Origin of the sequence: Flavobacterium columnare NBRC 100251 = ATCC 23463 (assembly GCF_002530675.1) — a bacterium.
In the GTDB taxonomy this organism is placed as follows: Bacteria; Bacteroidota; Bacteroidia; order Flavobacteriales; family Flavobacteriaceae; genus Flavobacterium; species Flavobacterium columnare.
The window spans coordinates 1-23,926 of the sequence record NZ_PCMX01000105.1; the positions used below are offsets into that span (position 1 = coordinate 1).

General features: G+C 31.6%; 20 protein-coding genes. 5 read left to right on the plus strand and 15 right to left on the minus strand.

The genetic code is table 11. From position 1 onward, the window contains the following. Window positions 1-228: 228 nt before the first annotated feature. The 9 genes from B0A78_RS12225 to gyrA all read right to left on the minus strand — a co-directional run bounded on the left by B0A78_RS12225 (window position 229) and on the right by gyrA (window position 11,860). Window positions 229-1,089, minus strand: coding sequence for a carboxypeptidase-like regulatory domain-containing protein (locus B0A78_RS12225; protein WP_065213300.1), 861 nt, complete (start codon window positions 1,087-1,089; stop codon window positions 229-231). 135 nt (window positions 1,090-1,224) lie between these two features. Continuing rightward, window positions 1,225-1,446, minus strand: a complete 222-nt coding sequence (locus tag B0A78_RS12230; RefSeq protein ID WP_014164249.1) for a hypothetical protein — start codon at window positions 1,444-1,446, stop codon at window positions 1,225-1,227. Window positions 1,447-1,929: 483 nt separating this feature from the next. After that, entirely contained in the window at window positions 1,930-2,199 is a 270-nt protein-coding gene (locus B0A78_RS12235; RefSeq protein ID WP_065213297.1) for a YARHG domain-containing protein, read from the minus strand. 1 nt (window position 2,200) lies between these two features. Next, window positions 2,201-3,421, minus strand: a complete 1,221-nt coding sequence (locus B0A78_RS12240; protein WP_123907296.1) for a hypothetical protein — start codon at window positions 3,419-3,421, stop codon at window positions 2,201-2,203. Window positions 3,422-3,431: 10 nt separating this feature from the next. After that, window positions 3,432-5,669, minus strand: coding sequence for a hypothetical protein (locus B0A78_RS12245; RefSeq protein ID WP_097609714.1), 2,238 nt, complete (start codon window positions 5,667-5,669; stop codon window positions 3,432-3,434). Window positions 5,670-5,687: 18 nt separating this feature from the next. After that, on the minus strand, window positions 5,688-6,473 hold the full coding sequence (locus B0A78_RS12250; RefSeq protein ID WP_014164244.1) for a DUF4280 domain-containing protein: 786 nt from the start codon (window positions 6,471-6,473) through the stop codon (window positions 5,688-5,690). Between the two features lie 38 nt (window positions 6,474-6,511). Then, the gene (locus tag B0A78_RS12255; RefSeq protein WP_077225749.1) at window positions 6,512-7,561 is read right to left on the minus strand and encodes a hypothetical protein; all 1,050 of its coding nucleotides are present in this window, start codon (window positions 7,559-7,561) and stop codon (window positions 6,512-6,514) included. A gap of 446 nt (window positions 7,562-8,007) precedes the next feature. After that, on the minus strand, window positions 8,008-9,285 hold the full coding sequence (locus B0A78_RS12260; protein WP_065213294.1) for a tetratricopeptide repeat protein: 1,278 nt from the start codon (window positions 9,283-9,285) through the stop codon (window positions 8,008-8,010). A 16-nt stretch (window positions 9,286-9,301) separates the two neighbouring features. Next, entirely contained in the window at window positions 9,302-11,860 is a 2,559-nt protein-coding gene (gene gyrA / locus B0A78_RS12265) for a DNA gyrase subunit A (RefSeq protein ID WP_014164241.1), read from the minus strand. A gap of 261 nt (window positions 11,861-12,121) precedes the next feature. Here gyrA and B0A78_RS12270 point away from each other — a divergent pair, with 261 nt between their 5' ends. The 5 genes from B0A78_RS12270 (at window position 12,122) to B0A78_RS12290 (ending at window position 18,790) form a co-directional block, all read left to right on the plus strand. Then, window positions 12,122-14,668, plus strand: coding sequence for an ATP-dependent Clp protease ATP-binding subunit (locus B0A78_RS12270; protein WP_014164240.1), 2,547 nt, complete (start codon window positions 12,122-12,124; stop codon window positions 14,666-14,668). Window positions 14,669-14,722: 54 nt separating this feature from the next. Further along, a complete protein-coding gene (rimK, locus tag B0A78_RS12275) occupies window positions 14,723-16,093 on the plus strand; it encodes a 30S ribosomal protein S6--L-glutamate ligase (protein WP_014164239.1) in 1,371 nt (456 codons plus the stop codon). Further along, window positions 16,093-16,599 carry a DUF421 domain-containing protein gene (locus B0A78_RS12280; RefSeq protein ID WP_065213293.1) on the plus strand — a complete coding sequence of 169 codons (507 nt, stop codon included), beginning with the start codon at window positions 16,093-16,095 and terminating at the stop codon, window positions 16,597-16,599. Before rimK ends, B0A78_RS12280 begins: the two co-directional genes overlap by 1 nt. Before the next feature lie 237 nt (window positions 16,600-16,836). Beyond that, window positions 16,837-17,199: a DUF1304 domain-containing protein gene (locus B0A78_RS12285; protein WP_014164237.1), complete on the plus strand. Its 363-nt coding sequence runs from the start codon at window positions 16,837-16,839 to the stop codon at window positions 17,197-17,199. Between the two features lie 19 nt (window positions 17,200-17,218). Then, window positions 17,219-18,790, plus strand: a complete 1,572-nt coding sequence (locus B0A78_RS12290) for a protein adenylyltransferase SelO (protein WP_097609715.1) — start codon at window positions 17,219-17,221, stop codon at window positions 18,788-18,790. Window positions 18,791-19,272: 482 nt separating this feature from the next. Here B0A78_RS12290 and B0A78_RS12295 read toward each other — a convergent pair whose 3' ends face one another. The 6 genes from B0A78_RS12295 to mnmD form a co-directional block, all read right to left on the minus strand. After that, window positions 19,273-19,716 (minus strand): hypothetical protein, encoded by a 444-nt coding sequence (locus B0A78_RS12295; protein ID WP_014164235.1) that lies wholly within the window; start codon window positions 19,714-19,716, stop codon window positions 19,273-19,275. After that, complete coding sequence (locus B0A78_RS12300) at window positions 19,716-20,072, minus strand: hypothetical protein (RefSeq protein WP_014164234.1); 357 nt, start codon at window positions 20,070-20,072, stop codon at window positions 19,716-19,718. Before B0A78_RS12300 ends, B0A78_RS12295 begins: the two co-directional genes overlap by 1 nt. 80 nt (window positions 20,073-20,152) lie before the next feature. Continuing rightward, window positions 20,153-21,331, minus strand: coding sequence for an AIR synthase related protein (locus B0A78_RS12305; protein ID WP_065213291.1), 1,179 nt, complete (start codon window positions 21,329-21,331; stop codon window positions 20,153-20,155). Window positions 21,332-21,410: 79 nt separating this feature from the next. Beyond that, complete coding sequence (locus B0A78_RS12310; RefSeq protein ID WP_050855762.1) at window positions 21,411-22,292, minus strand: OmpA family protein; 882 nt, start codon at window positions 22,290-22,292, stop codon at window positions 21,411-21,413. Between the two features lie 397 nt (window positions 22,293-22,689). Continuing rightward, entirely contained in the window at window positions 22,690-22,887 is a 198-nt protein-coding gene (locus B0A78_RS12315; protein WP_014164231.1) for a hypothetical protein, read from the minus strand. Between the two features lie 78 nt (window positions 22,888-22,965). Further along, window positions 22,966-23,631: a tRNA (5-methylaminomethyl-2-thiouridine)(34)-methyltransferase MnmD gene (gene mnmD, locus B0A78_RS12320; RefSeq protein WP_065213290.1), complete on the minus strand. Its 666-nt coding sequence runs from the start codon at window positions 23,629-23,631 to the stop codon at window positions 22,966-22,968. Between the last annotated feature and the right edge of the window lie 295 nt (window positions 23,632-23,926).

Sequence of the window (23,926 nt, forward strand, 5' to 3'; positions counted from 1 at the left end):
TTTTTAAAATGAAAAAAAAACGTATCGAGAACTTTACTTTTTAATCCAGTATATTTTAAGTTTAAATGGTATTATTAACTCAAATCAAGCTACGAATTAGAAATTTATTAAAACAAAAATAATTTTAAATGACACTATCCTAAAAAAATCCCGCGTATTTTTATTCTTGTTTTTCCTTTTGATCTTCATCATAACATCTAACACACAATCTGGGGTTAAACTACTTCATTAGTTTGTTAATATTAAACTAATGGCAGGCTCAAAAACCCTGTTTTTTGTAGTTGCATCCACTCGTTTTTTTAACTCTTTATACCAATTTCCTCCATAATAAGTATAAGTAAAATCTTTTTCTACAAAATTATAAAAAAGCAAAGGATAGTAAATAGTCTGTATTTTTAGGGAGCCATCAATTGCTATTGAATTTTTAATCCATTTATTTTTTTCTATTAATAAGCGTTCTACTGCTATAAATAAACCTTCTCTAGGAAAAACGAGATTATAATCAGAGATATCAAAATAAGTTTTTCGGCTTCCTTTTTTGACTTGAACAATCAAATCCTTTGTTATTAATTCTTCGCCAGGTAATCCACTAGGTGTTACGTTATAAAAATGTATTTTAACACTTGCTGTTTCAATATTACTTTCTGTAAATAATCCTATTTTCTTTAAGTATCTATTTTTTTTAATCTTGGCTCCGTAAGGAAAATAAATGGCATCTATTTTAGGTCCATTTTCAAAAGCTTGGGAAATACTATTTGTTAATGATAATTCAAATATTCTCGTTTCTTTCTTATTTGTAATGATTACATCATTAAGTTGATAAGTTGTTGAAACAAGTTGTACGGTTTGTATAGCAGAAGAGGGTACTATTTTTTTTTCATAACCTAAAGCTGAAAAAACAATCATTTTTTCTTCTTTTATAGGTAAATAAAAACTTCCGTCCTCCTCAGAATTTGTACCTATTTTTTCATTTTGTACTCCAATATTTACATAAGGAATCGGTTGATTATTAGCATCTATTACTTTTCCTTTTATTTGAGCAGGAACTATAGTACTTGCTAATAAAAGAAACATAATTATTTTATTCATAGATTAATTCTTTTATTATCTCCTTTTTTATATGTTAGCTTTGAACTGGTAAAAGTACAATCTTTTTTAATTCTTCTCGTGTTGTTCCAACACCTTTAGCTGACCTATCATTAAATTGAATTAACCCAGAAAAACCTAACCGTTATCTACTGAAGGACTAAATGTCTTATTCGTTTCTATATACATTATAGACATTAGCTGGCTCGCTTTTTCTTTTTTGTTTTTTTCTCCCCAAAGTTCTTGACAAACTTCAAGCACTTTTTTTCTTTGGTCACAAGTTAATTTATCACTCCAATAAAATTGGTTCTCTTCTTGTTTACAAAAGCACCCTCCTTTCTTTTCCTCTTTTTTCTCCACCTTCGTTTTTCCTATAACAGCGGGGCTTTTTCCTTCGGGGATTTCAATGGTGTGGGGTTTGTCTCTTTGAGCGGTTCCTTGGGTTTCTGCCCAATCCCATATTTCGTCTATGGTTTCTGAAATGCTTCTAAATACTCCTTTCTCTTCTTTTTTACTCCTTGGTTTGTGCTCTGCCGGAGAACCTTTACTTTTTTATTTCTATGTTTAAGGTTGTGTGTGTTGGTTTTGTAATATCGCTCCTTTTTCTGTACAAATCCTTGTCTTCTTTTTGAGGTTATATACCAGTGGGGCAAGGAAAATGTTGCCATTTTCCTTCTTCTATCTCAGTTATGTCCCCAATTGGTTTTTAGTTTGTCAAAGAGCGTTTGAATTAAAAATATAAATTTTATTTTATTCGAAATTTTCGATAATAAATGAAATATTTCTTCTTTCTATTTTATCTAATTTACTTGTAACATCTTTGTAAAGAGGTTTATACCAATTTTATTTACCAAAATAAGTTGCTAAATCTTTACTTTTAAAAATGTATCCGTGTCTAGCGAAAATTTCATTTTTAATAATTCTTATTTCAAATGCTGTAAACTTTTGGAGTTCTGAAAATATTAATTCTCTTTCTGATCCCTCAGGGTATTTTCCTTGTCCTTCAGCATAAAAATCCTTTTGCTCAGATTTTAAAATATTGCTTTCTGAGTCAAACGAATAGTTTGAAATAATTACTACGAAAAAAGATATATGTAAAAATAATGTTTTCATATTACTCAATATTTCCTGGATAAGCTACTCCGTCTCCATCAATTTTCGCTTCTTCCCATTGTTTTTTAAAGTCTTTTAAATTATAAAATTTATGTTTTATAAATTCTTTTGAATATTTTCCTTCAGTTTTTCTACCTCCATCAAAGTTTTGTGCAAAAAAACCCATATTCGAAAATGGATCATAATCATTAGTGTTTAAGGCTATAAAATTTAAAATATTGGCAATTATCTCTGCTTTTTCAGAAATAGGCAACTCACTTTTGTCTATATATCTTAAATATTCATCGTTTAAAAAATTAAAATATTCTTTTTTATTTTCTTTTTCATTAATTATGTCTAGAGTTTCTTTATGAAATGTTATTTTGCCATCACAGGTTTTATGCCATAATAATTTATTAATTTCTTCAATATTTGAATTTTTTATGATTTTTTGGTTATCAAAAACAAATTCTAACAGTTGTTTGTCTTTTACATATCCGAAAGTTTTTACTAAAGATTCTAAAAAGTATTTATCATTTTTTTGTAACCATACAAATGATTCATTATTGTCATTAAATAAATATTTATTACGATTAATCGTTATTTTATTATTGATTTCCTGTTCTATTTTTAAATCACTAATTTCATACCAATATTCTATACTACAATTATCTCCATTTTTATTTTTGAATGATTTTTGGAGTTTTTTTTCTTCTTGATAAAGTTTAGGATATAGTGATTTATAATCTATAATTTCTGGTAAATAATGAAAATCAAAAATTAACTTATGAGTTTTACTAACATAAACTCCTTTATTATCAATGTTGTTTATAGGTAATAAATTTAATTTTCTATCACATATATCAAAAAAATTAAAATATAATATTTTTTTATCTGACTTAAAATCAATAGTCCTATTGAATATTAATTTTATTTTACTTGAAAATTCTTCTTCGGTTAATCTCTTAAATTTATTTGATTCTAAAAGGGTTGATTCTAAATTTGAACAAGCTTCTAAATCATTCATATCAAAGCTATTTTTAGGTAGTTCTACACCTGCCTCATCTAGATATTGTTTCGCTCCTTTTTTTAATTGTTTATTTAATATATCTTCTATCATTTTTATTTTGTTTACAGAAATATTTGAATCTTGGATTTCACTATCTTTATTTGTATTATTATTCTTACAGTTCAAAAATTGAAAAGTAACTAATAGGATTAAAAATTTTATTATTTTATTCATTTTATTTTTTTTATCTTGATGAACTATTAGAATTTTCTTCTTCAACGTCATAAATAGGTAATTTTTTTTCATTTTCCTTAGGATTATAATTCTTTGGTTTCATAATCGCGAAAATGTCTTTACTATTTTTTGAAACACTACCCATGCAAATTTTTTGTCCTCCTGTTACTTTTGAACCTTGATTACCTCCTAAATATATATATTTTTCACCTGTCTTATTCTCTCCTACAATTATAGCAACATGAGAGAAAGAAAACACAATTACTGCTCCAACGAAAACTTCACTTTTCTCTCCATTTATCCAGCCATCTTTTGTTGAGTTTCCTTTAATTCTTAAATTGCCCTCTTCTGCCCAATCAAATGCTCCTACATTTCCTTTTTCATTTGTATCCTTATATTCTGTGTGTTGAAAACACCAATGAACAAATGTAGCACACCAAGCATCTTTGTAAGTTAAACTTGGAGAACCTGAAAGTTTAAAATATTCAGAAATTCTTTCCTTTAACGGGCTTTCTTTTTCTGTTATCCCTTTGTATTTCTCGAATTCTTCGAATGCAACATCTACCCAAGGGGCACGTTCTTTATTATTACTTATAATTTCTTTTTCATCAATACATTTTCCTTTAAAAATATGATTTTTACCTAAATAAAATCCTTCATCTTTTAAAACCTGTTCAATTTCTTTTATTGTTGTTTTTCCTCCTATAAAACCAGGTCTACTTTCATACTTTTGTCTAGTGTAAACCCATTTTTTCCGTTTTTCTTTTTCTCCCTTTTCTGTTAAAAATTTTGGATTTGATGAATATCCATACTTAGTTACCCAAGGTTCTCTATTTATATTTATTTGGCGCTGCGCTGCATTTGTTTTACTACCATCTCCATCAGGAACACTTATGCTTTCATCAAAAACAGCATAATTAGAATCATTACCTTTTCCCACAGCACTTGGTTTCATTACTAATAAATACATATCTGTCATAGTATTTAGCTCATCTTTTCTTTTCATAAAGTAAGCTTTTACATAATCCATTTGTTTTATAAAAGTCATCTTCTTTAATTCAGCCCTTGTTGTACCTACTCCCTTAGCTGCTGCATCATTAAATTGAATTAAGCCTGAGAAACCTATACCATTATCAGCTGAGGGGCTAAATGTTTTATTTGTCTCAATGTACATTATAGACATTAGCTGGCTCGCTTTTTCTTTTTTATTTTTTTCTCCCCAAAGTTCTTGACAAACTTCAAGCACTTTTTTTCTTTGGTCGCAAGTTAATTTATCACTCCAATAAAATTGGTTCTCTTCTTGTTTACAAAAGCACCCTCCTTTCTTTTCCTCTTTTTTCTCCACCTTCGTTTTTCCTATAACAGCGGGGCTTTTTCCTTCGGGGATTTCAATGGTGTGGGGTTTGTCTCTTTGAGCGATTCCTTGGGTTTCTGCCCAATCCCATATTTCGTCTATGGTTTCTGAAATGCTTCTAAATACTCCTTTCTCTTCTTTTTTACTCCTTGGTTTGTGCTCTGCCGGAGAACCTTTGGCTTTTTTAATTGCCGTGGGTTGTGATGGTTTTTTATTTTCTGTGGGTGATGGATTTTTTATTTCTACGTTTGAGGTTGTGTGTTTTTTGGTTTTGTAATATTCTACTGTTACATAAAATTCTAGTTCTCGTATGTCTGTCTCGCCTTCCATGGCTTTTTTCATTAATGCTTTGGTTAGCATAAAGTCTACTTCTGCATCTCCGTATAGGTCTACTTTTGCTTTTTTGGTATCAATGAGTTGGTTGGTTGTATTGTGTCCGCTGCCTTTTGCATCGTCTTCCCATAAGGTAAATAGGACTTCTTTGTTAAACATATTTATGCAATGGGCTTTGGCTCGTAGTTTTTCTGTAAAACTAAAAACGCTGCCTTTGCTATCGTCTACGTAGTTTAGGTCTACTTTGCAGATTTTCGGGATTTTACTGGCTTTGGGGGTTATGATTAATCCGCCTCCTTCGGGTTGGTATAAATATCCTTCCAATCGGTAGGTCTCTCCTACTGAGGATTCGCCAAAGGTAAAACTGCTGTCTCCTTTTTTCTTAATATGGGTGGTGGTAAATCTACCATCGCTTCTTTTTTTGAATAGTTCCCAGGTAACCTTTGCTTGTTCTCTTTCGGATATCGGGGTATTAGGGTACCATTCGGATATGTGATAGGTGTATTTTTCGCCTACTGTGGGCGAGGTTACTCCTGATATTGCGGATATGCCTTTTTTCATTATAAATCTGTGTTTTTATTACCAAGCTTCGTTGTTTTTACTGCTGATTTCTTCTTGAAATTCTTCAAAATTCATAATGGGGTTGTATAAATGTTGTTCTCGTGGATTGGCTTTTTTTACTTGGCTTTTACTGCTTTGACTTTGTTGTCCGTGTTTTAAAATCGTTATTTTACCTCCTGTACTGCACATTAATTCGGATATTTCGGTAACGCATTTTTTATCTAAAATTTTTACTTTGTCGTAGGTTTTACTCCATTTTCCGGCTGCTGCAAAGGAGCAGGGCAAATAACCTCCGGAGCTGGGTTTTAGTTTGCATTGTCCAAAGGGTTGTGCTGATGGGTTTAGTTGTATGTCTGATTCAGTTACGGCTAGGTAATCTGATTCTCCTTCCGAATCGTTCCAATAGTGTTTGTTATGACTCGTTACTTTAAAGGATGGAAATTCAAAGCCTTGGTTGCATTGGCATTGTCCTTTTTGGACTACAAAGTGTTTGCCTTCATGTGCCGTGGAACTTGATGAAGATTGACTTGGACTTGTTTCTTTTTTTGTTGTTTCTTCTGAACTCTTGGATACCGCTACTTCTGATGTTTTTTCAGGGTTTTCAGATGGGCTGTTTTTTTCTTTTATATAAGGGGATTCCTCGGCTATTAGGAGTTCTTTCCCTGCTACTACTTCTGCCCCTAATAAGTCTTCTAAAGGGCAATATAGATTGTGAAATGCTCGAAGATGGGCTCCGTCTTTTATAGCAAATTTTTCAGCTAAGGAGTTTAGGGTGTCTCCTTTTTGTACTCTATATTTTTTCATATATAGTTGTTTAGTTTTGTTTGTTTGTTTTGTTTAATTTATTTTATTTTTAGGGTATGTTTTACATATATTTCTTGGTTGTTTTCTATCTTAAGTTCGGCTTCTGCTTTTAGTAATTGTTTGTTTTTTCTGGAGGTGTAATAGGTAAAATTTATGGTTCCTTGCCAATTTGATAGATCTTCTTCTTGGGGATCTATTGTAGTTTGGGAATATTCTATAACTTTTTTACGCAATATTTCTTGAAATGTACTGCCTTCTTCATAACTTGATGTAACAATGGTTTTTATATAGTCTGTGTTTTCAAAATCATGTTGTGTTATAACTGCACTTTCTACGTTGTATGAATTGGGTTGAAAATAAAAATAATCTTTTTTTTCTTCTTTACTAAACCAACTCATATTGGGGAAAAGAACTTGGTATAATAAGGTTGAACAATAACTCTTTAGAATTTTTTTTCTGTCTGTTAAAGTTTTTTCAAACGTATCAATATATGCTTGATTTATTTCCCCTGAAAAATAAGTTAACAGGTCTAATTTTCTTTCTTTAAATTTGTTTATTATTTCTTGATGATTTTTTATGTTTATTATCTGACCTCCAGGATTTATAATAAATTCTATCGGATATATTGCATTTATACAAGCTATGGCCAATGTAGAGATCTTATCTTCTGGGGTTTCTTCTTCTTTTTGAAAATGGCTGTTTGCTAACGATACTATGGTTCCTTCTTTTTCTTTTGTGGTTTTTAGGGTCGTCTTATAGCTTACTGTAAAGGGTTCTTTTGATGATGTTTCTATTGTTTCATCTATATCATAACTGGGTTTATGAAAATTTTGGGGTAGGTAGTGTAACGGTAAGCTGCTTAGGATTCTTATTTTTTTTTCTGTTTCTTTGATTTCTTTAATTTCTTGTGTAGAGGGTAAGATTAGTTCTTTTATTCCTTTTAGGTCATTATAATTTATCAAATATTTTAACTCACAATAGGTATTGTGATATTCTCGAAGTGATTCACCGCTAATTCCTAATCCTTGGGCTACTGATTCTAAGGTATCTCCTTTTTGTACTATGTGTACAGACCAACTGATGTTCATAAAATTAAAATATAAAAACAGAATACAATAACATTTATTTTTTTTCTCTTAACAAATTTAAAAATTTTACATTAAAATAGTATATTTTAATTCTTCATTTAAATGTAATTTATTCTTTATTTTTTTATTTATACATACGTTTTTTACACATTTTTTTAAAAACACACAATGACTTAATTTAGTTGACTGAAGAAATCAATTATTACTCTATAAATCCTATTATTTGGACCAAAGGGAGTCTCTCAAATGAAATGAACAACCAAAATAAATTACATAAACTTTATGCCTTTATTTTATTCCATTTATTATACTGTCGAAATGAGTAAACGAAGAGGAAATTTTATTGGATTAGTACCTAAATTTATTTTTACATTTGGATGTAAAAATTAGAACCTAGGTTCATAAAAAAACTCCTCAAATTGAGGAGTTTTTTATTTATTTCAAATTTAATTTTTGGCTTTTAGTGCCTTGTATTTATCTGTCATATCAAGTGCATTATACATATTTAATAGTGTATTTTTAATATCCTTATCACTTTCAAATAATTCATACGCTTTTTCTAGATGAGGAATTGCTGATTTGTATAAATTTTCTCTTTTTGTTTTTAAAGCTTCATATTTTTTCATGTCAGCTGCTGAGGTTCCTAATTTATTCATTTGATCCACAATTTCTTTCTCTCCATCTAATTTTAAGACCCCTAAATTTAAATACGCATTTTTATATCTTGGATCAATCTGAATGGCTTTTAAGTAATACCCTTCTGCATCTATTTTTGCTTGTTTATCATTTGCTTGACCTGAAATAACGCCTAGGTTATAAAATAAATCGGCATTGTTTGGATCTTGAGCTAAGGCTTCTTGAGCATATTTTTTATAGGTTGGATAATCATTTGCTTTTAATGCTACTTCCATACCAGCAGTATACAGTCCTGTATCGCCTGGATTGGCTTGTATTGCTTCTTCTACGGCTCTTTTAGCTGCTGCTAAATCTCCTTTTTGATTTAAAATTAAAGCGATATTTTTAACTATTTCTCCTCTTTTTGACGCAACGTTTTCTGTTCTTGGAGCCTCATGAGTTCCTATTTTTACGGAAAAATCTCTGTCTTTCATTGAGGCAAAAGTTTCTTCTTGTCCGTTTGATTTATTTTTTGCTAAATAATTCGTTGCTTTACCTGAATATTTCAGGTCTTTTAACATTTTATAATAAGAAAGGGCTGAATCATAATCCTCACCGTTTATAGCTGTCCCTGCTGCATAATATAAGATTGTTGTGTCTTTTTTATCCAGACCATACACTTCGTATAATTTTTGAGCACTTTCTTTATAGCGTTTTGCATTTGAGTCTGCAATAGCGTTATTAGTTAGCAAACGTTTAACTTCAATCAAAGAAGTTTCTGCTTGTCCTGTATATTTATTTTTTCCTGAACTGGCTTCAGTTGATTTTAATTCATTATAAGCTTTAGCTGCTGCTACTAAACTTTTTGCTTCTTCAATATTTTTCTTGGCCAATTCTAGATTTGTATTTCCTAATAAAAAATAATAGTGTGCTTTTGTAGGACTATCTAGGTTAATAACCATATACTCTATTTTATCTAACGCTGCTTTGGCTTCAGTAGGGTTTCCTGAACGTAATGCTTTCTCAGCGGCTTTTATATCATCTTTTTGAGCAATTGCAGTAACTGACAAAAACAAAGCCGTTACTAGTGCTAAATTCTTTATTTTCATTTTGTTATTATTTATATTATTCTTGATTTTCTAATTCTGTTTCTGTTTCAGAATCTGTTATTAAATGATCGTTTAACTCGTTTTCTTCTAAATTAGTTTCCTCTTCATCCTCTTCTCTCATTACTTTACATACTGCTGCAATAGAATCTTTTCCTTTGATATTAATCAAACGGACTCCTTGCGTTGCTCGTCCCATAACACGTAAGTCTGAAACTCTCATTCGAATGGTTAACCCTGATTTGTTGATAATCATCAAATCATCATCATCCGTAACATTATTAATAGCAATAAGTGAGCCTGTTTTTTCTGTAATATTTAAGGTTTTAACTCCTTTTCCTCCACGGTTTGTAATTCTGTACACATCTTCTCCATCATCGTCTACTAATTTAGTTCGTTTTCCATAACCATTTTCTGTAACTACCAATATTTGAGAATCATTTACATGATCTCGATCAATAGATACCATTCCTATTACTTCGTCTTTTTCGTCGGCAAGAGTTACACCTCTTACTCCAGAAGCGGTTCTTCCCATTGGTCTGGTTTTTTCTTCTTCAAAACGAACTAGTTTACCAGACTTACCAGCAATTAAAACTTGACTATTTCCTGTTGTTAATTTTGCTTCTAACAACTCATCGCCTTCTTTTATAGTAATAGCTGCTACTCCATTAGTACGTGGACGCGAATATTGCTCTAAAGACGTTTTTTTAACCTGTCCTTCTTTCGTTACCATGATTACATAGTGACTATTGATGTATTCTTGATCTTTTAGATCTTTTGTACAAATAAAGGCTTTTACCTTATCATCTTGCTCAATGTTTATCAAGTTTTGAATAGCACGTCCTTTAGCTACTTTACTTCCTTCTGGGATTTCATAAACTCTCATCCAAAAACATTTCCCTTTTTGAGTAAAGAATAACATATATTGATGATTGGTTGCTACATACATGTGTTCTAAGAAATCCTGATCACGGGTGCCTGCTGATTTTTGTCCAACTCCTCCTCTATTTTGAGTTTTGTATTCTGACAACGGAGTACGTTTTATATAACCCGCATGCGATATAGTAATGACAACTTGTTCATCAGCAATTAAGTCTTCAATACTCATATCTCCTCCTGAATACTCAATTGTGGAACGACGTTCGTCACCGTATTTTTCTTTAACTTCTAGTAATTCTTCTTTAATTAAATTCATACGAAGTTCTTTACTAGCTAATAATGCTTTTAACTCCGCTATCAACTTCATAATTTCCTCATATTCGGCACGTAGTTTATCTTGTTCAAGACCTGTTAATTGTCTTAAACGCATTTCTACAATAGCACGAGCTTGAATTTCAGAGAGATTAAATCGTTCGATTAATTTTCCACGTGCTTCCTCTCCATCTTTAGAAGAACGAATCAGCGCAATAACCTCATCAATATTATCCGATGCTATAATTAACCCTTCTAAAATATGAGCCCTTTCTTCTGCTTTTCGCAAATCAAACTGCGCTCGACGGGTAACCACATCATGGCGATGTTCGACAAAATAATGTATTAAATCTCTCAGATTTAACATTTGAGGTCTTCCGTTTACTAACGCAATGTTATTAACACTAAATGACGATTGTAATTGCGTATATTTATAGAGTGTATTTAATACTACATTGGGTACAGCATCTCTTTTTAAGATATAAACGATACGCATACCATTTCTATCCGACTCATCTCGTATGGTTGATATCCCTTCAATTTTTTTATCGTTTACCAAGTCAGCAGTTTTTTTAATCATTTCTGCTTTATTTACTTGATAAGGTATTTCGGTTACAATAATAGCTTCACGTCCTTCTACTTCTTCAAAACCTACTTTAGCACGGATTACTACACGACCACGTCCCGTTTTAAATGCTTCACGGACGCCATCCATTCCATAAATAACCCCTCCCGTTGGAAAATCAGGAGCTTTAATGTAAGTCGCTAATTCGTCTACTTCAATATCATTATTATTTATATAAGCTAAAGTCCCATCTATAACTTCTGATAAATTATGAGGTGCCATGTTAGTGGCCATACCAACGGCAATACCAGATGCTCCATTTACAAGCAAGTTGGGTACTTTGGTCGGCATTACTTTAGGTTCTTCTAAGGTATCGTCAAAGTTTAATTGAAAATCAACAGTTTCTTTATCAATATCCGCTAACATTTCTTCAGAGAACTTTTTCATTCTAGCTTCTGTATAACGCATAGCGGCAGGACTATCCCCATCTATTGATCCAAAGTTACCTTGACCGTCAACCATTAAATAGCGTAAGCTCCAATCTTGTGCCATACGAACCATGGCATCATATACAGAAGAGTCTCCATGTGGGTGATACTTACCTAACACTTCCCCTACAATTCTCGCTGACTTTTTGTGTGGTCTATTAGAAAAAACTCCTAATTCATGCATTCCAAATAACACGCGACGGTGCACAGGCTTTAAACCATCTCTAACATCTGGTAACGCTCTTGATACAATAACTGACATCGAATAATCGATGTAAGCTGATTTCATTTCGTCTTCAATGTTAATTGGAATTAACTTTTCTCCTTCAGACATAAGTATTTACGTTAATTTATCAAATTTTTTACAAACGCGCTAATATACGGATTTATCTGGTTTTGAGCATACCTTAACAAGGGTTATTTTATTTTTTTATTAACAAATAAAACCCCATTATTAGTTAATAAATACCTATAATAACCTTTGCTCTTTTCATTTTTTTTTTGTCTTTTAGCCTGACAGTATAATTGAAATGGAATGTTTTTTGCAATTCCATTTATAAATCATTAAATTTACAATTACTAATAACTGTAAGATATGGATGACAATTTTTCACCAAGAGTTAGAGAGGTAATTTCTTTTAGTAAAGAAGAGGCATTACGTTTAGGCCATGACTTCATAGGCACTGAACACTTTATGCTTGGTATTTTAAGAGATGGTAATGGTTCCGCCATTCATATCTTAAACAATCTTTCTGTTGACTTAGAACATCTACGTAGAAAAGTTGAAATACTAAGCCCAGCAAATCCTAATTTTATTTTAGGTAATGACAAAAAAAACTTACATCTAACAAGACAAGCTGAAAGAGCTTTAAAAACTACTTTTTTAGAAGCTAAGGTTTTTCAAAGCACAACAATCAGTACGGCTCATTTACTTTTATGTATATTACGTAATGAAAACGATCCTACTACAAAATTATTGCACAAACTCAAAATTGATTACGATACAGCTAAAGAACAATATTTAACTATGATGCCAAACGAAGAAGATTTTCAAGACAATTTCCCAAAAAACGAATCGTCTTATGGTGATGATTCAAGACAAGATGACAGTTTTAATCAAAACAGCCCTTCTAATCCTGCCAACAAATCAAATAAAAAATCAAAAACCCCTGTTTTAGATAATTTTGGACGTGATTTAACAGAAATGGCTGAAGAAGGTAAGCTAGATCCCGTTGTCGGACGCGAAAAAGAAATAGAACGTGTTTCGCAAATTTTAAGCCGAAGAAAGAAAAACAACCCGCTACTAATAGGCGAACCAGGTGTTGGAAAGTCCGCTATTGCAGAAGGCTTAGCCCTAAGAATTGTACAAAAGAAAGTTTCTAGAATTTTATACAACAAAAGAGTTGTAACACTAGATCTTGCTTCATTGGTAGCAGGCACCAAATACCGCGGTCAATTTGAAGAACGTATGAAAGCGGTTATGAATGAATTGGAAAAAAACAATGATATCATCCTATTTATTGATGAAATTCATACCATTGTGGGAGCAGGTGGCGCAACAGGATCGCTTGATGCCTCTAATATGTTTAAACCAGCTTTAGCAAGAGGCGAAATACAATGTATAGGAGCTACAACATTAGACGAATACCGCCAATATATAGAAAAAGATGGGGCATTAGAACGTCGTTTCCAAAAAGTAATTGTAGATCCAACATCTATTGAAGAAACAATTACAATTTTAAATAATATAAAAGGAAAATACGAAGATCACCACAATGTAAGTTTTACGCCTGAAGCAATTCAAGCGTGCGTTAAGTTAACGGAGCGCTACATGAGTGATCGTTTTCTTCCAGATAAAGCTATTGATGCCTTAGACGAAGCTGGTTCTCGTGTACACATAACTAATATTCATGTTCCTCAACAAATCCTAGATTTAGAGCGTCAGCTGGATGAAGTACGCGAATTAAAAAATACTGTAGTAAAACGCCAAAAGTACGAAGAAGCAGCCAAATTACGTGATGATGAAAAACGCATTGAAAAAGAATTAGCAATAGCTCAAGAACAATGGGAAGAAGATTCTAAAAATAATAGAATAAGCGTTACAGAAGACAATGTTGCCGATGTGGTGTCTATGATGACAGGTATTCCTGTAAATCGTATTGCTCAAACTGAAAGTAACAAATTAGCTCATTTACCTGAAATTCTAGACAAAAAAGTAATCGGCCAAAAAGATGCTGTTCAAAAAATTGCACGTGCCATTCAACGCAATCGAGCGGGATTAAAAGACCCTAACAAACCAATAGGTTCATTTATTTTCTTAGGCTCAACAGGTGTTGGTAAAACCCAATTGGCAAAAGTATTAGCAAAAGAATTATTTGATTCAGAAGAAGCTCTAGTTAGAGTTGATATGAGTGAATATATGGAAAAATTTGCCATCTCTCGTTTAGTCGGAGCTCCTCCAGGATATGTTGGTTATGAAGAAGGAGGACAATTAACCGAAAAAGTAAGACGCAAACCTTATTGTGTCGTTCTTTTAGACGAAATTGAAAAAGCGCATCCTGATGTTTTTAATATGATGTTGCAAGTGCTTGACGACGGGTATTTAACGGATAGCTTAGGTCGAAAAATTGACTTTAGAAACACAATTATCATTATGACTTCTAATGTAGGAGCTCGACAGTTAAAAGACTTTGGTCAAGGCGTAGGTTTTGGTACAGCTGCCAAACAAGCACAGGCTGATGACCATGCAAAAGGAGTTATTGAAAGCGCATTGAAAAAAACTTTTGCTCCTGAATTCTTAAACAGAATTGACGACGTTATTGTATTTAACGCCCTTGAAAAAGAAGATATTGATAAAATCATTAATATTGAGTTGCAAAAATTATATGCTCGTATTAAGGAATTAGGATATGAACTCCGATTAACAGAAGAAACCAAGGCATTTATTGCCGAAAAAGGTTTTGATAAACAATTTGGTGCACGTCCATTAAAAAGAGCTATCCAAAAATATATAGAAGACGCTCTAGCAGAAGAAATTATTACCTCTAAAATACATGAAGGAGATATAATTGAGATGGATTTAGACACTAGTTCACAAGAATTAAAAATTCAAGTAAAAAAATCTCAAAAGCCTACAGACTAGTAGGCTTTTTTATTCGAAAATAGTTATTGTTATCTTATTTGTTTGTTTTAAAGTATGTCATCTAAAAAAGAGATTATAGGGAGCGAAGAATGGTGCTCCTTTCCTGAATTAGAAATCCCTTATATTAAGGCTAGAGTGGATTCTGGAGCTAAGACATCCGCTATGCACGCCACAAATATTACTCCTTTTTCTAAAAACGGAGAAAATTGGGTCAAATTTGATGTAAACCCTCTTCAAAGCAATGTTAAAATAACCAGACATTGTGAAGCTAAATTAATTGATAAAAGAATTGTAAAAAGTTCTAGTGGCTATAGGGAACAACGCTATGTCATTAAAACCAATTTAAGTATTGGTAATGAAACGTTTCCTATTGAAGTAACCTTAGCCAATAGAGATTCCATGGGGTTTCGTATGCTTTTAGGACGCGAAGCCATGGTGGGAAAAATGATGGTCGATCCTGAAGAAAAATACCTCTTAGGTCAACCTTCCTTTGATGAAATTAAATCCCATTACCATGTTAATAAAGAATCAAGTGCTAAACTACGAATTGCAGTACTAGCCAGCAATCCTAGTTTATACAGTAACCGCCGAATAATGGAAGCTGGTGAAATGCGAGGTCATGAAATGGAGTTTCTTAATATCAAAGAATGTTATATTAAGCTAGATGCTACAACTCCTGAAATTCATTATCGGGGCGGACGCGTCTTAGATAATTTTGATGCTGTTATCCCTCGTATTCGACCAAGTATTACTTATTATGGATGCACCTTGATCCGCCAATTTGAAGCTATGAGAGTTTTTACTCTTAACTCCGCAGCGGCTATTACCCAATCTAGAGACAAATTGTTTTCTCTTCAATTATTATTACAAAGTGGTATTGACATTCCTACTACGGGATTTGCTAATTCTCCCTTGGATACAAATGATTTGATTAAAATGGTTGGAGGATCACCACTAATAATCAAATTATTAGAAGGAACTCAAGGAAAAGGAGTTGTATTAGCAGAAACAAAAAAAGCAGCTGAATCCGTAATCAATGCTTTTAAAAGTCTTAATGCAAATATTTTAGTACAAGAATTCATCAAAGAAGCTAATGGTAAAGATTTACGCCTTTTTGTTGTAGATGGCAAAGTGGTAGCCGCTATGCAAAGAGAAGCTGCTCCCGGTGAGTTCAGAGCAAATATACACATGGGAGGAAGTGCATCTGTTATAAAAGTAACTGCTGCTGAAAAAAAAATAGCCATCAAAGCAGCCAAAGCAATGGATTTAAAAGTAGCTGGAGTAGACATCATTCGCTCTAGTAAAGGACCTCTTCTATTAGAAGTAAATTCTTCTCCTGGACTAGAAGGTATAGAAGGAGCTACACATAAAGATATTGCTGGCGAAATGATAAAAGCTATTGAAAAAAGTTTTAAAATAAAATAATGAATCCTTTTATAGACATTATTATTCGTAGTTCATGCGTTTATTTCTTTATGATAATTGCGCTTCAACTATTTGGTAAAAAAGAGCTATCGCAACTTAATACAGCTGATGTTATTCTTATTTTACTCATTAGTAATTCTGTACAAAATGCAATGGTAGGAAGTAATACTTCTCTATTAGGAGGTCTAACAGCAGCTTTAGCTCTTTTTATAATCAACGTGGTGTTTAAAAAAGCTATGATAAAATCAAATGTTATTAAAAATTTAATAACCAGTAAACCTGAAATATTAATACATGACGGAATTACTGATTATAAAACTTTAACTCGCCTAGGAATAACTTTAGAAGAACTAGAACAAGCCATACGAGAACACGGAATTGAACATTTTGAAAACGTTAAACTTGCTATGTTTGAAACCAATGGAACTATTAGTGTGATTTCTGGAGAAAATAATTTAGTACAAACCAAACATAGACGCAAACATATACATAAATCGATGTTTTAATATATAAGTAAGAAAATACAACAGTAGCACAACAAAACAATGGTGTAACCTAAATTATGCGTTAGCCTTTCGGATCAAGATGAAAAAGGCAAAGAAGTTAAAAATAAACAGCTATTTTTACCAAAACTGTAGTTTTATCACCTTGAGAACAAAAAATGAAGTCGTTTTTATCTGTAATAAATTTTTAATGTATAATCTGGGTTTAAAAACATTACAACCTCTAAAAAAAAAGTAATTATGATAATCTTAGCAAAAAGCAGTATTCTTTTTATAGCCTTTATACATATATATATCCTATGGCTTGAAATGTTTGCTTGGACCACGAAGGGACCTAATGTTTTTAAAAATATTCCAAAAAATTTATTCGAACCAACCAAAAAATTAGCTGCCAATCAAGGTTTATATAATGGTTTTTTAGCAGCTGGATTGATCTGGTCCTTATTCATAAATAATCCTGAATGGTTTAAAAATATAGCTTTATTCTTTTTAAGCTGTGTAGCTATTGCAGGAATTTATGGTGCTTTAACAGTTTCCAAACGCATTTTATATGTACAAACCATTCCTGCATCATTAGCAATACTTACTGTTTTATTCCATTAATTCTTTTTTAAAAATTTATATGTCTTTATCCTTTTCAATCAAAAATAAATTTACAAAGGAGTTACCTGCTGACTCAATTAATGAAAATACAGTTCGTAAAGTATTCGAATCAGTTTTTTCCTTTGTTACTCCTACTCCTCCTAAAAAACCCCATTTAATTCATGCAAACATTGGTTTTGCAAACGAATTAGGACTCTCGGTAAGTGATGTAAAATCAGACGATTTTCTTTCCTTTTTCTCTGGAAAAAAAATCTATCCTGAAACAAACCCTTTTTCAATGTGTTATGGAGGGCATCAGTTTGGTGTTTGGGCAGGACAACTGGGCGACGGTCGTGCCATTAACCTGTTTGAAATTGAAAATAACAACAAAAAATACACCCTTCAATTAAAAGGTGCTGGAAAAACCCCTTATTCAAGAAATGCTGATGGTTTAGCAGTACTCCGCTCTTCTATTAGAGAGTACTTATGTGCTGAAGCCATGAACTCTTTGGGTATTCCTACTACCCGATCCTTGAGTATTATAACAACAGGAAATGATGTATTAAGAGATGTTTTATACAATGGAAACCCCGCTTATGAAAAAGGGGCTATAGTCTGCCGCGTTGCTCCTTCATTCATACGATTTGGTAATTTTGAATTATTTGCCGCTAGAAATGATTTAAAAAATTTACAATTATTAACTGATTTTACGATCAAACACTATTTTCCTGAGATTAAAACTACAGGAAAAGAGGCCTATATTGCGTTTTTTCAAACAGTTGCTCAACTAACGCGAAAATTAATAACAAACTGGCAACAAGTAGGTTTTGTTCATGGCGTAATGAATACAGACAATATGTCTATTCATGGCATTACTATTGATTATGGCCCTTATGGCTGGTTAGATGATTTCAATCCTAATTGGACACCCAATACTACTGATGCTCATCAGCATAGATACGCTTTTGGTAATCAACCTCAAATATCGCTTTGGAATTTATATCAACTAGCCAATGCTCTATATCCTTTAATTAATCAAACCGAGGAATTAGAAAAAATATTACACGAATATGAAGATGAGTACGAAAACGACTATATGAATATCATGCGAAAAAAATTAGGTCTTATTCAAGCTCATAGCACTGATCGTGAACTAATCTATCAACTTATAAATTCATTGCAATTACAAGAAACAGATTATACCATTTTCTTCCGATTGCTTGGAAATGTTTCAAAAGAAAAAACTAAAGAAAACGCATTTGAAACGATACAATCTTCTTTTTACGAAATACCAAATAAAAATCCTGAATTTGAACATTTATGGTCAGTATGGTTTCAAAATTATTTAAATAGAATTAACCTAGAACCTCTTTCTGATGAAGAAAGAAAAGAAAAAATGAATTTAGTAAATCCAAAATATATTCTTAGGAATTATATGGCTCAACTTGCTATAGAAAAAGCAGAGCTAGAAGATTATACATTACTGGAAGAACTCTATCAAGTAATTCAAAAGCCTTATGAAGAACAACCTGAATATGAAAAATGGTTCACTAAAAGACCCGATTGGGCAAAAGAAAAAATAGGTTGCTCACAACTCTCTTGTAGTTCTTAAACCAATGAACATTTGATTGCTAATATGTCGTTCCTCTTTCTGAGTGACAAAGAAAACTACCAATTGATTAACACTATTCCAAAAAATGTACTTATCGCGTCATTTTTGGAGTACATCCTTCGTTTTAAATTATAATTATACCATCTATTATAAATAATACTTTTGACGTACAAACGAAACCCAAAAAGTTATAATACTCATTCTTTTTAGGTATAAAACAAAGGGAGTCATCTAAAAATGTATAATCTGGTTATTTGAATGACAAAGAAGAAGACCTATAAAAGGGTACTATCTTTCATTTTGACCAAAGGGAGGATCGAACGAAGTAAGCAGGAGATGCCACAGACTGTATAGGTGACTTCCCCTGTCGTTTGAAAAGACAAACTTTAAGTTATTACTTTTTAGACACTTACTTATAATTATTGAACAGTAGATATGGATAGTTATTTTTCGAACAGGCTCATTAATAAAATGTTTTTTTATTATCCTCTAAATTTCCATTCAAATTCATCGGAGTGATCATTAAATACGGCTCCTAATTCAAAACGAATTATAGAACCATACTCCACTTGAAAAATCATCCAATTTGATTCGTTAAAATAGTTGTCTACTGAATCAAAGGATTCTATTTCTAAAGGTTTCCATTTTTTAGCATTTAATAATTCTTGAATTTCGTTAATAGGTTGTGCTAAAATAGTTTTCTCAAATAATATTAAATCTGGATTAGAGGAAATAATATATCCTAAACGAAATGCTTCATCTTCGTAAAACGTCAAACGCCATTTTTGATCATTATACAAATAGATTAAGTTTTGTTCTTCATCTTCAAATTGTTTGTTGGGTTGACCGTATAATTTTACGACATCATTGGGTTTCATCCCGAAAACCAATTGATCAATTCCTATTTTTGGATTAATTTTCATCATTATTCAGCAAATTCATCATATCTTGTAGGTACTTGTGGATCGTATAAAGGACATTTGAATTCCTCCATTATTTGGCACAATTTATCCATATCCGTACCTTTAGTTCCATAACAATTAATTAACACGCTCTGACTAGTAGTTTGTATATGAAAAGCACCTACTCCCATCGTATTTTTAAAACTCATTGCGTCTATTTTTTCCCATTTAGAAAACACATTGGAAATACGACTCATAATAAGCGTAAGAGGAAGTTCTTCCAACCCTTCAATCATTTCTTTTTCTAACAATCTTTCATACACTTCATGATTATTAAGGTAAACCTCGTCTTTGTATTTCCAAAATAGTAATTCGTACATTGGGTATTGAATTTTTAGATTCGCTTTTATTTTTTATACATTGTTATTACTTCGTATAAGTATCATTTGTTTTACCTAAATTAGTATTCAAAAATACCAAATTCGGAGGTAATGGTTAATTTTTTAGTTTCAGAAGCTTCCACTCGACCTATAATTTTTGCATCAATATTAAATGACTGGGCTATCGTTATGATATTGTTTGCTATTTCGGAAGGAACGTACAATTCCATGCGATGACCACAATTAAATACTTGGTACATTTCTTTCCAATCGGTCTTAGATTGTTCTTGAATTAACTTAAATAAAGGAGGAACCTCAAATAAATTGTCTTTAATAATGTGAAGATTCTCTACAAAATGTAAAATTTTTGTTTGAGCTCCACCGCTACAATGTATCATTCCATGAATTTGATTTGGAGTATATTTTTCTAAAATTTGTTTGATCACAGGCGCGTAAGTACGCGTAGGTGACAATACTAATCTTCCTGCGTCTATAGGAGATCCTTCAATAGGATCTGTAAGTTGAATTTGTCCTGAATAAACTAATTCTGATGGTACTGAAGCATCATAACTTTCAGGATATTTACTTGCTAATTCATTAGTAAACACATCATGTCTAGCGGAGGTTAAACCATTGCTTCCCATTCCTCCATTATACATTGTTTCATAACTAGCTTGTCCGTAAGAAGCTAAACCAACGATTACATCTCCTTCTGTAATACGGGCATTATCTATAACCTCTGAACGCTTCATACGAGCTGTAACGGTAGAATCTACAATAATGGTACGAACTAAATCTCCTACATCAGCCGTTTCACCACCTGTGGTGTGAATGGTAACTCCAAAGGATTTTAATTCTTCTATAAGTTCTTCTGTTCCATGAATAATAGCAGAGATAACCTCCCCTGGAATTAGGTTTTTATTACGTCCGATGGTAGAGGACAACATTATATTGTTTACTGCACCTACACATAACAGATCGTCTATATTCATAATAAGTGCGTCTTGTGCAATACCTTTCCATACGGATAAATCACCTGTTTCTTTCCAGTACATATAAGCTAGTGATGATTTTGTACCTGCACCATCAGCGTGCATAACCAAACAGTAATCATCGTCTGATGTTAGATAATCGGGAACAATTTTACAAAAAGCTTTAGGAAATAAACCTTTATCTATATTTTTTATGGCGTTATGTACATCTTCTTTAGATGCAGAAACACCACGCATTGCGTAACGCTTTGAAGTATCAGAAGTCATTATATAAAGTTATGTTGTTGTCGCGCAAATATAAAAAGAAGTTAATTCTTAACATGAAATCCTATCTTTTTTTTTAAAACTAATTCTCGACGACTTCTATTTCTACTCTTCTATTGGCAGCTCTTTCTTCTTCGTTTTTTTCAGGTAAATCATATAATGGTTGGGTACTACCAAATCCTTTGTAGGACATTCTCGTTTTGTCAATATTTTTAAATTCTAGAAATTTATATACTGCCTTAGCTCGTTGAGTTGACAAATCTTGCCTGTCTTTTGCTACGCAACAAACATGTCCTTGGATTTGTATTTTTAACCTTGGATTTTGTTGCATAACTAACCAGAGTTCATATAGTTTTCCTCTAGACTCTTTGGTTATAGCAAAGGTATTTAGCACAAAATTTAGATTTTCAATTTTCAATTTTTCTCCAACCTTGGATTCGTATAATTTTTTCATAAACTGAACATCTAAATCTATTTCGGTTTCACTTCCATCGGGGTTATTTAGCACGATAGTCTTAGGAAAAACAATAGATTCGTTGATCAATTGAGTTGGTATTTTTGATGCTATGATTTCTTTTTCTTTATATAAATCTTTTTCTTTTAAAAAAAAGAGTACTACTTTTCTGTTTTCAGCTTTTATATTTGATTGTTTGTGTAATTCTCCGAAATTTATTTTTTTAAAATCTTCTCGAATTACGATTTTCCCTTTTATAAGATTAAAAACGGTTTCTGTTCTTTTTTTAGCTAAACTGTCATTGTATTGATAGGTTCCATCTTCATCTGTATACCCCTTTAAAGTTAAAATTTTACTTTTTTTATTTTCTTGAATCCATTTTTCTAATACTCCTTTTTCAGAAGGAGCTAAATCATATTTATCGCTCTTAAAATAAATAGAAAATTGTTCTTGTCCAAAGAACTTTAAATTCAAAAAAAACATCAATAAAACGTATGGTAACTTACTCATTTAAAAGTTTTTTATATAAATCCTCAATTTTATAATATTACACGTAATATAAAAAAATAATATAATTCTTGTTTATTTTTTTTTAATTCCAAATTTTATTACAGATAAAAAGGGCTTTGAATCTAAAAAAATATTTCTTTTTTTGTCTTCAATATAGTAAAACTAGATCTTCTGGAGAAAAATTTCGTCCCTTTTTTCTTCTTTGCTCTTTTCTTCTTCAGCACAAAATCCAACGCATAATATTGGAGTTTAATAAACAGAAACTGTCGTAAAAGTTGAACTCACTTTCTAAGAATCTAATATATGAAAATCATCTCCGATAGGTATCCGAATATTTTAGTAATAAAAAAGGCTGTCCTAAAAAAGTTTAGAACAGCCTCGTGTGTGTTATTTAATATTAATCTTCTAAATAAATTTTACATTTTCTTAATTCTGGTTTTTCATGTGTGTATTGATAAAACCAAGATGACAACTCTTCTACTTCATAAGGCAAAAGAATTTTTAGTGCTTTTTGTAATTCTTTTGCAAATAATTTGGCATCAAAACTTACTCTTTCTAAGATTGATTTAACAAAATCAATATTTCTCTTTGGCATGCTATTTAGTTTTATTTTAGTTTACCAAATTTAATTCTTTTAAGGTTAAATAAGTCTTAAAATAACTATAATTTTTCTTTAATTTTTTTTAAAACCTATCATCATTTCTCTTTTACCCGGAGGTCCAGGAACCTTAACCACCTCAAAACCAACAGATTTCATAGCGCGTTTAACAACACCTCGTGCTGCATACGTTACTAACACTCCTTTGTCCTTTAGTGCTTTATACATTTTATGAAATATTTCTTCGGTCCACAAATCGGGTTGTACTTGGTAACCAAAAGCATCGAAATAAATTAAATCAAAGCGATTGGTATCTTCTATCTCATGAAAAAACTGTTTTCTTTTTTTTAAGGAAAACCTTTCGCTTAAATCTATTTCTTTGTTCCATTCTGAAATGTGTATTTTTTCAAAAATAGGAATTTTAGATTCTTCATTTAAAGCGGAACAATAATTCATCTTTTGTACTTCGTCTATATTTATGGGATAGGCTTCTACCCCTTCATATTTTATGTACTGCTTTTTTCGTTCTGATTCTAAAAATGTAATAAAAGCATTTAGGCCTGTTCCTAAACCTATTTCTAAAATTGAAATGGATTGGTTTTCAAAAAAATCTAAACCATTTTTTATAAATACGTGATAAGCCTCTTGAATAGCTCCCATCTTTGAATGATAACATTCGTTCCAATCTACTAATTGAATAGTCGTAGATCCATCTAGGGTCGTTATAATTTTTCGTTCCAATGTTCTATTTGTAGTTTTATGACTGATATCTGTTCTATATTCTTATTCGTATCAAACATTCTATAAGAAATTTATACTTCTAAATATTTTCTTTACAAATCTATGAAGTTCGTTTCACTTTATAAAGACTTGTCACAATTAGTCAATATACATTCTATCTGTTTTTTTTACCCAATCTTATTCTAAGTAATGATGCAATAAAGTCCTTTCTTATTTTAAAATTGAGACAATTTAAAACACATTGGTAATGCAACCTCTTATGCGTTTTTCTTATTTAAATTTATTTCAAAAAAAA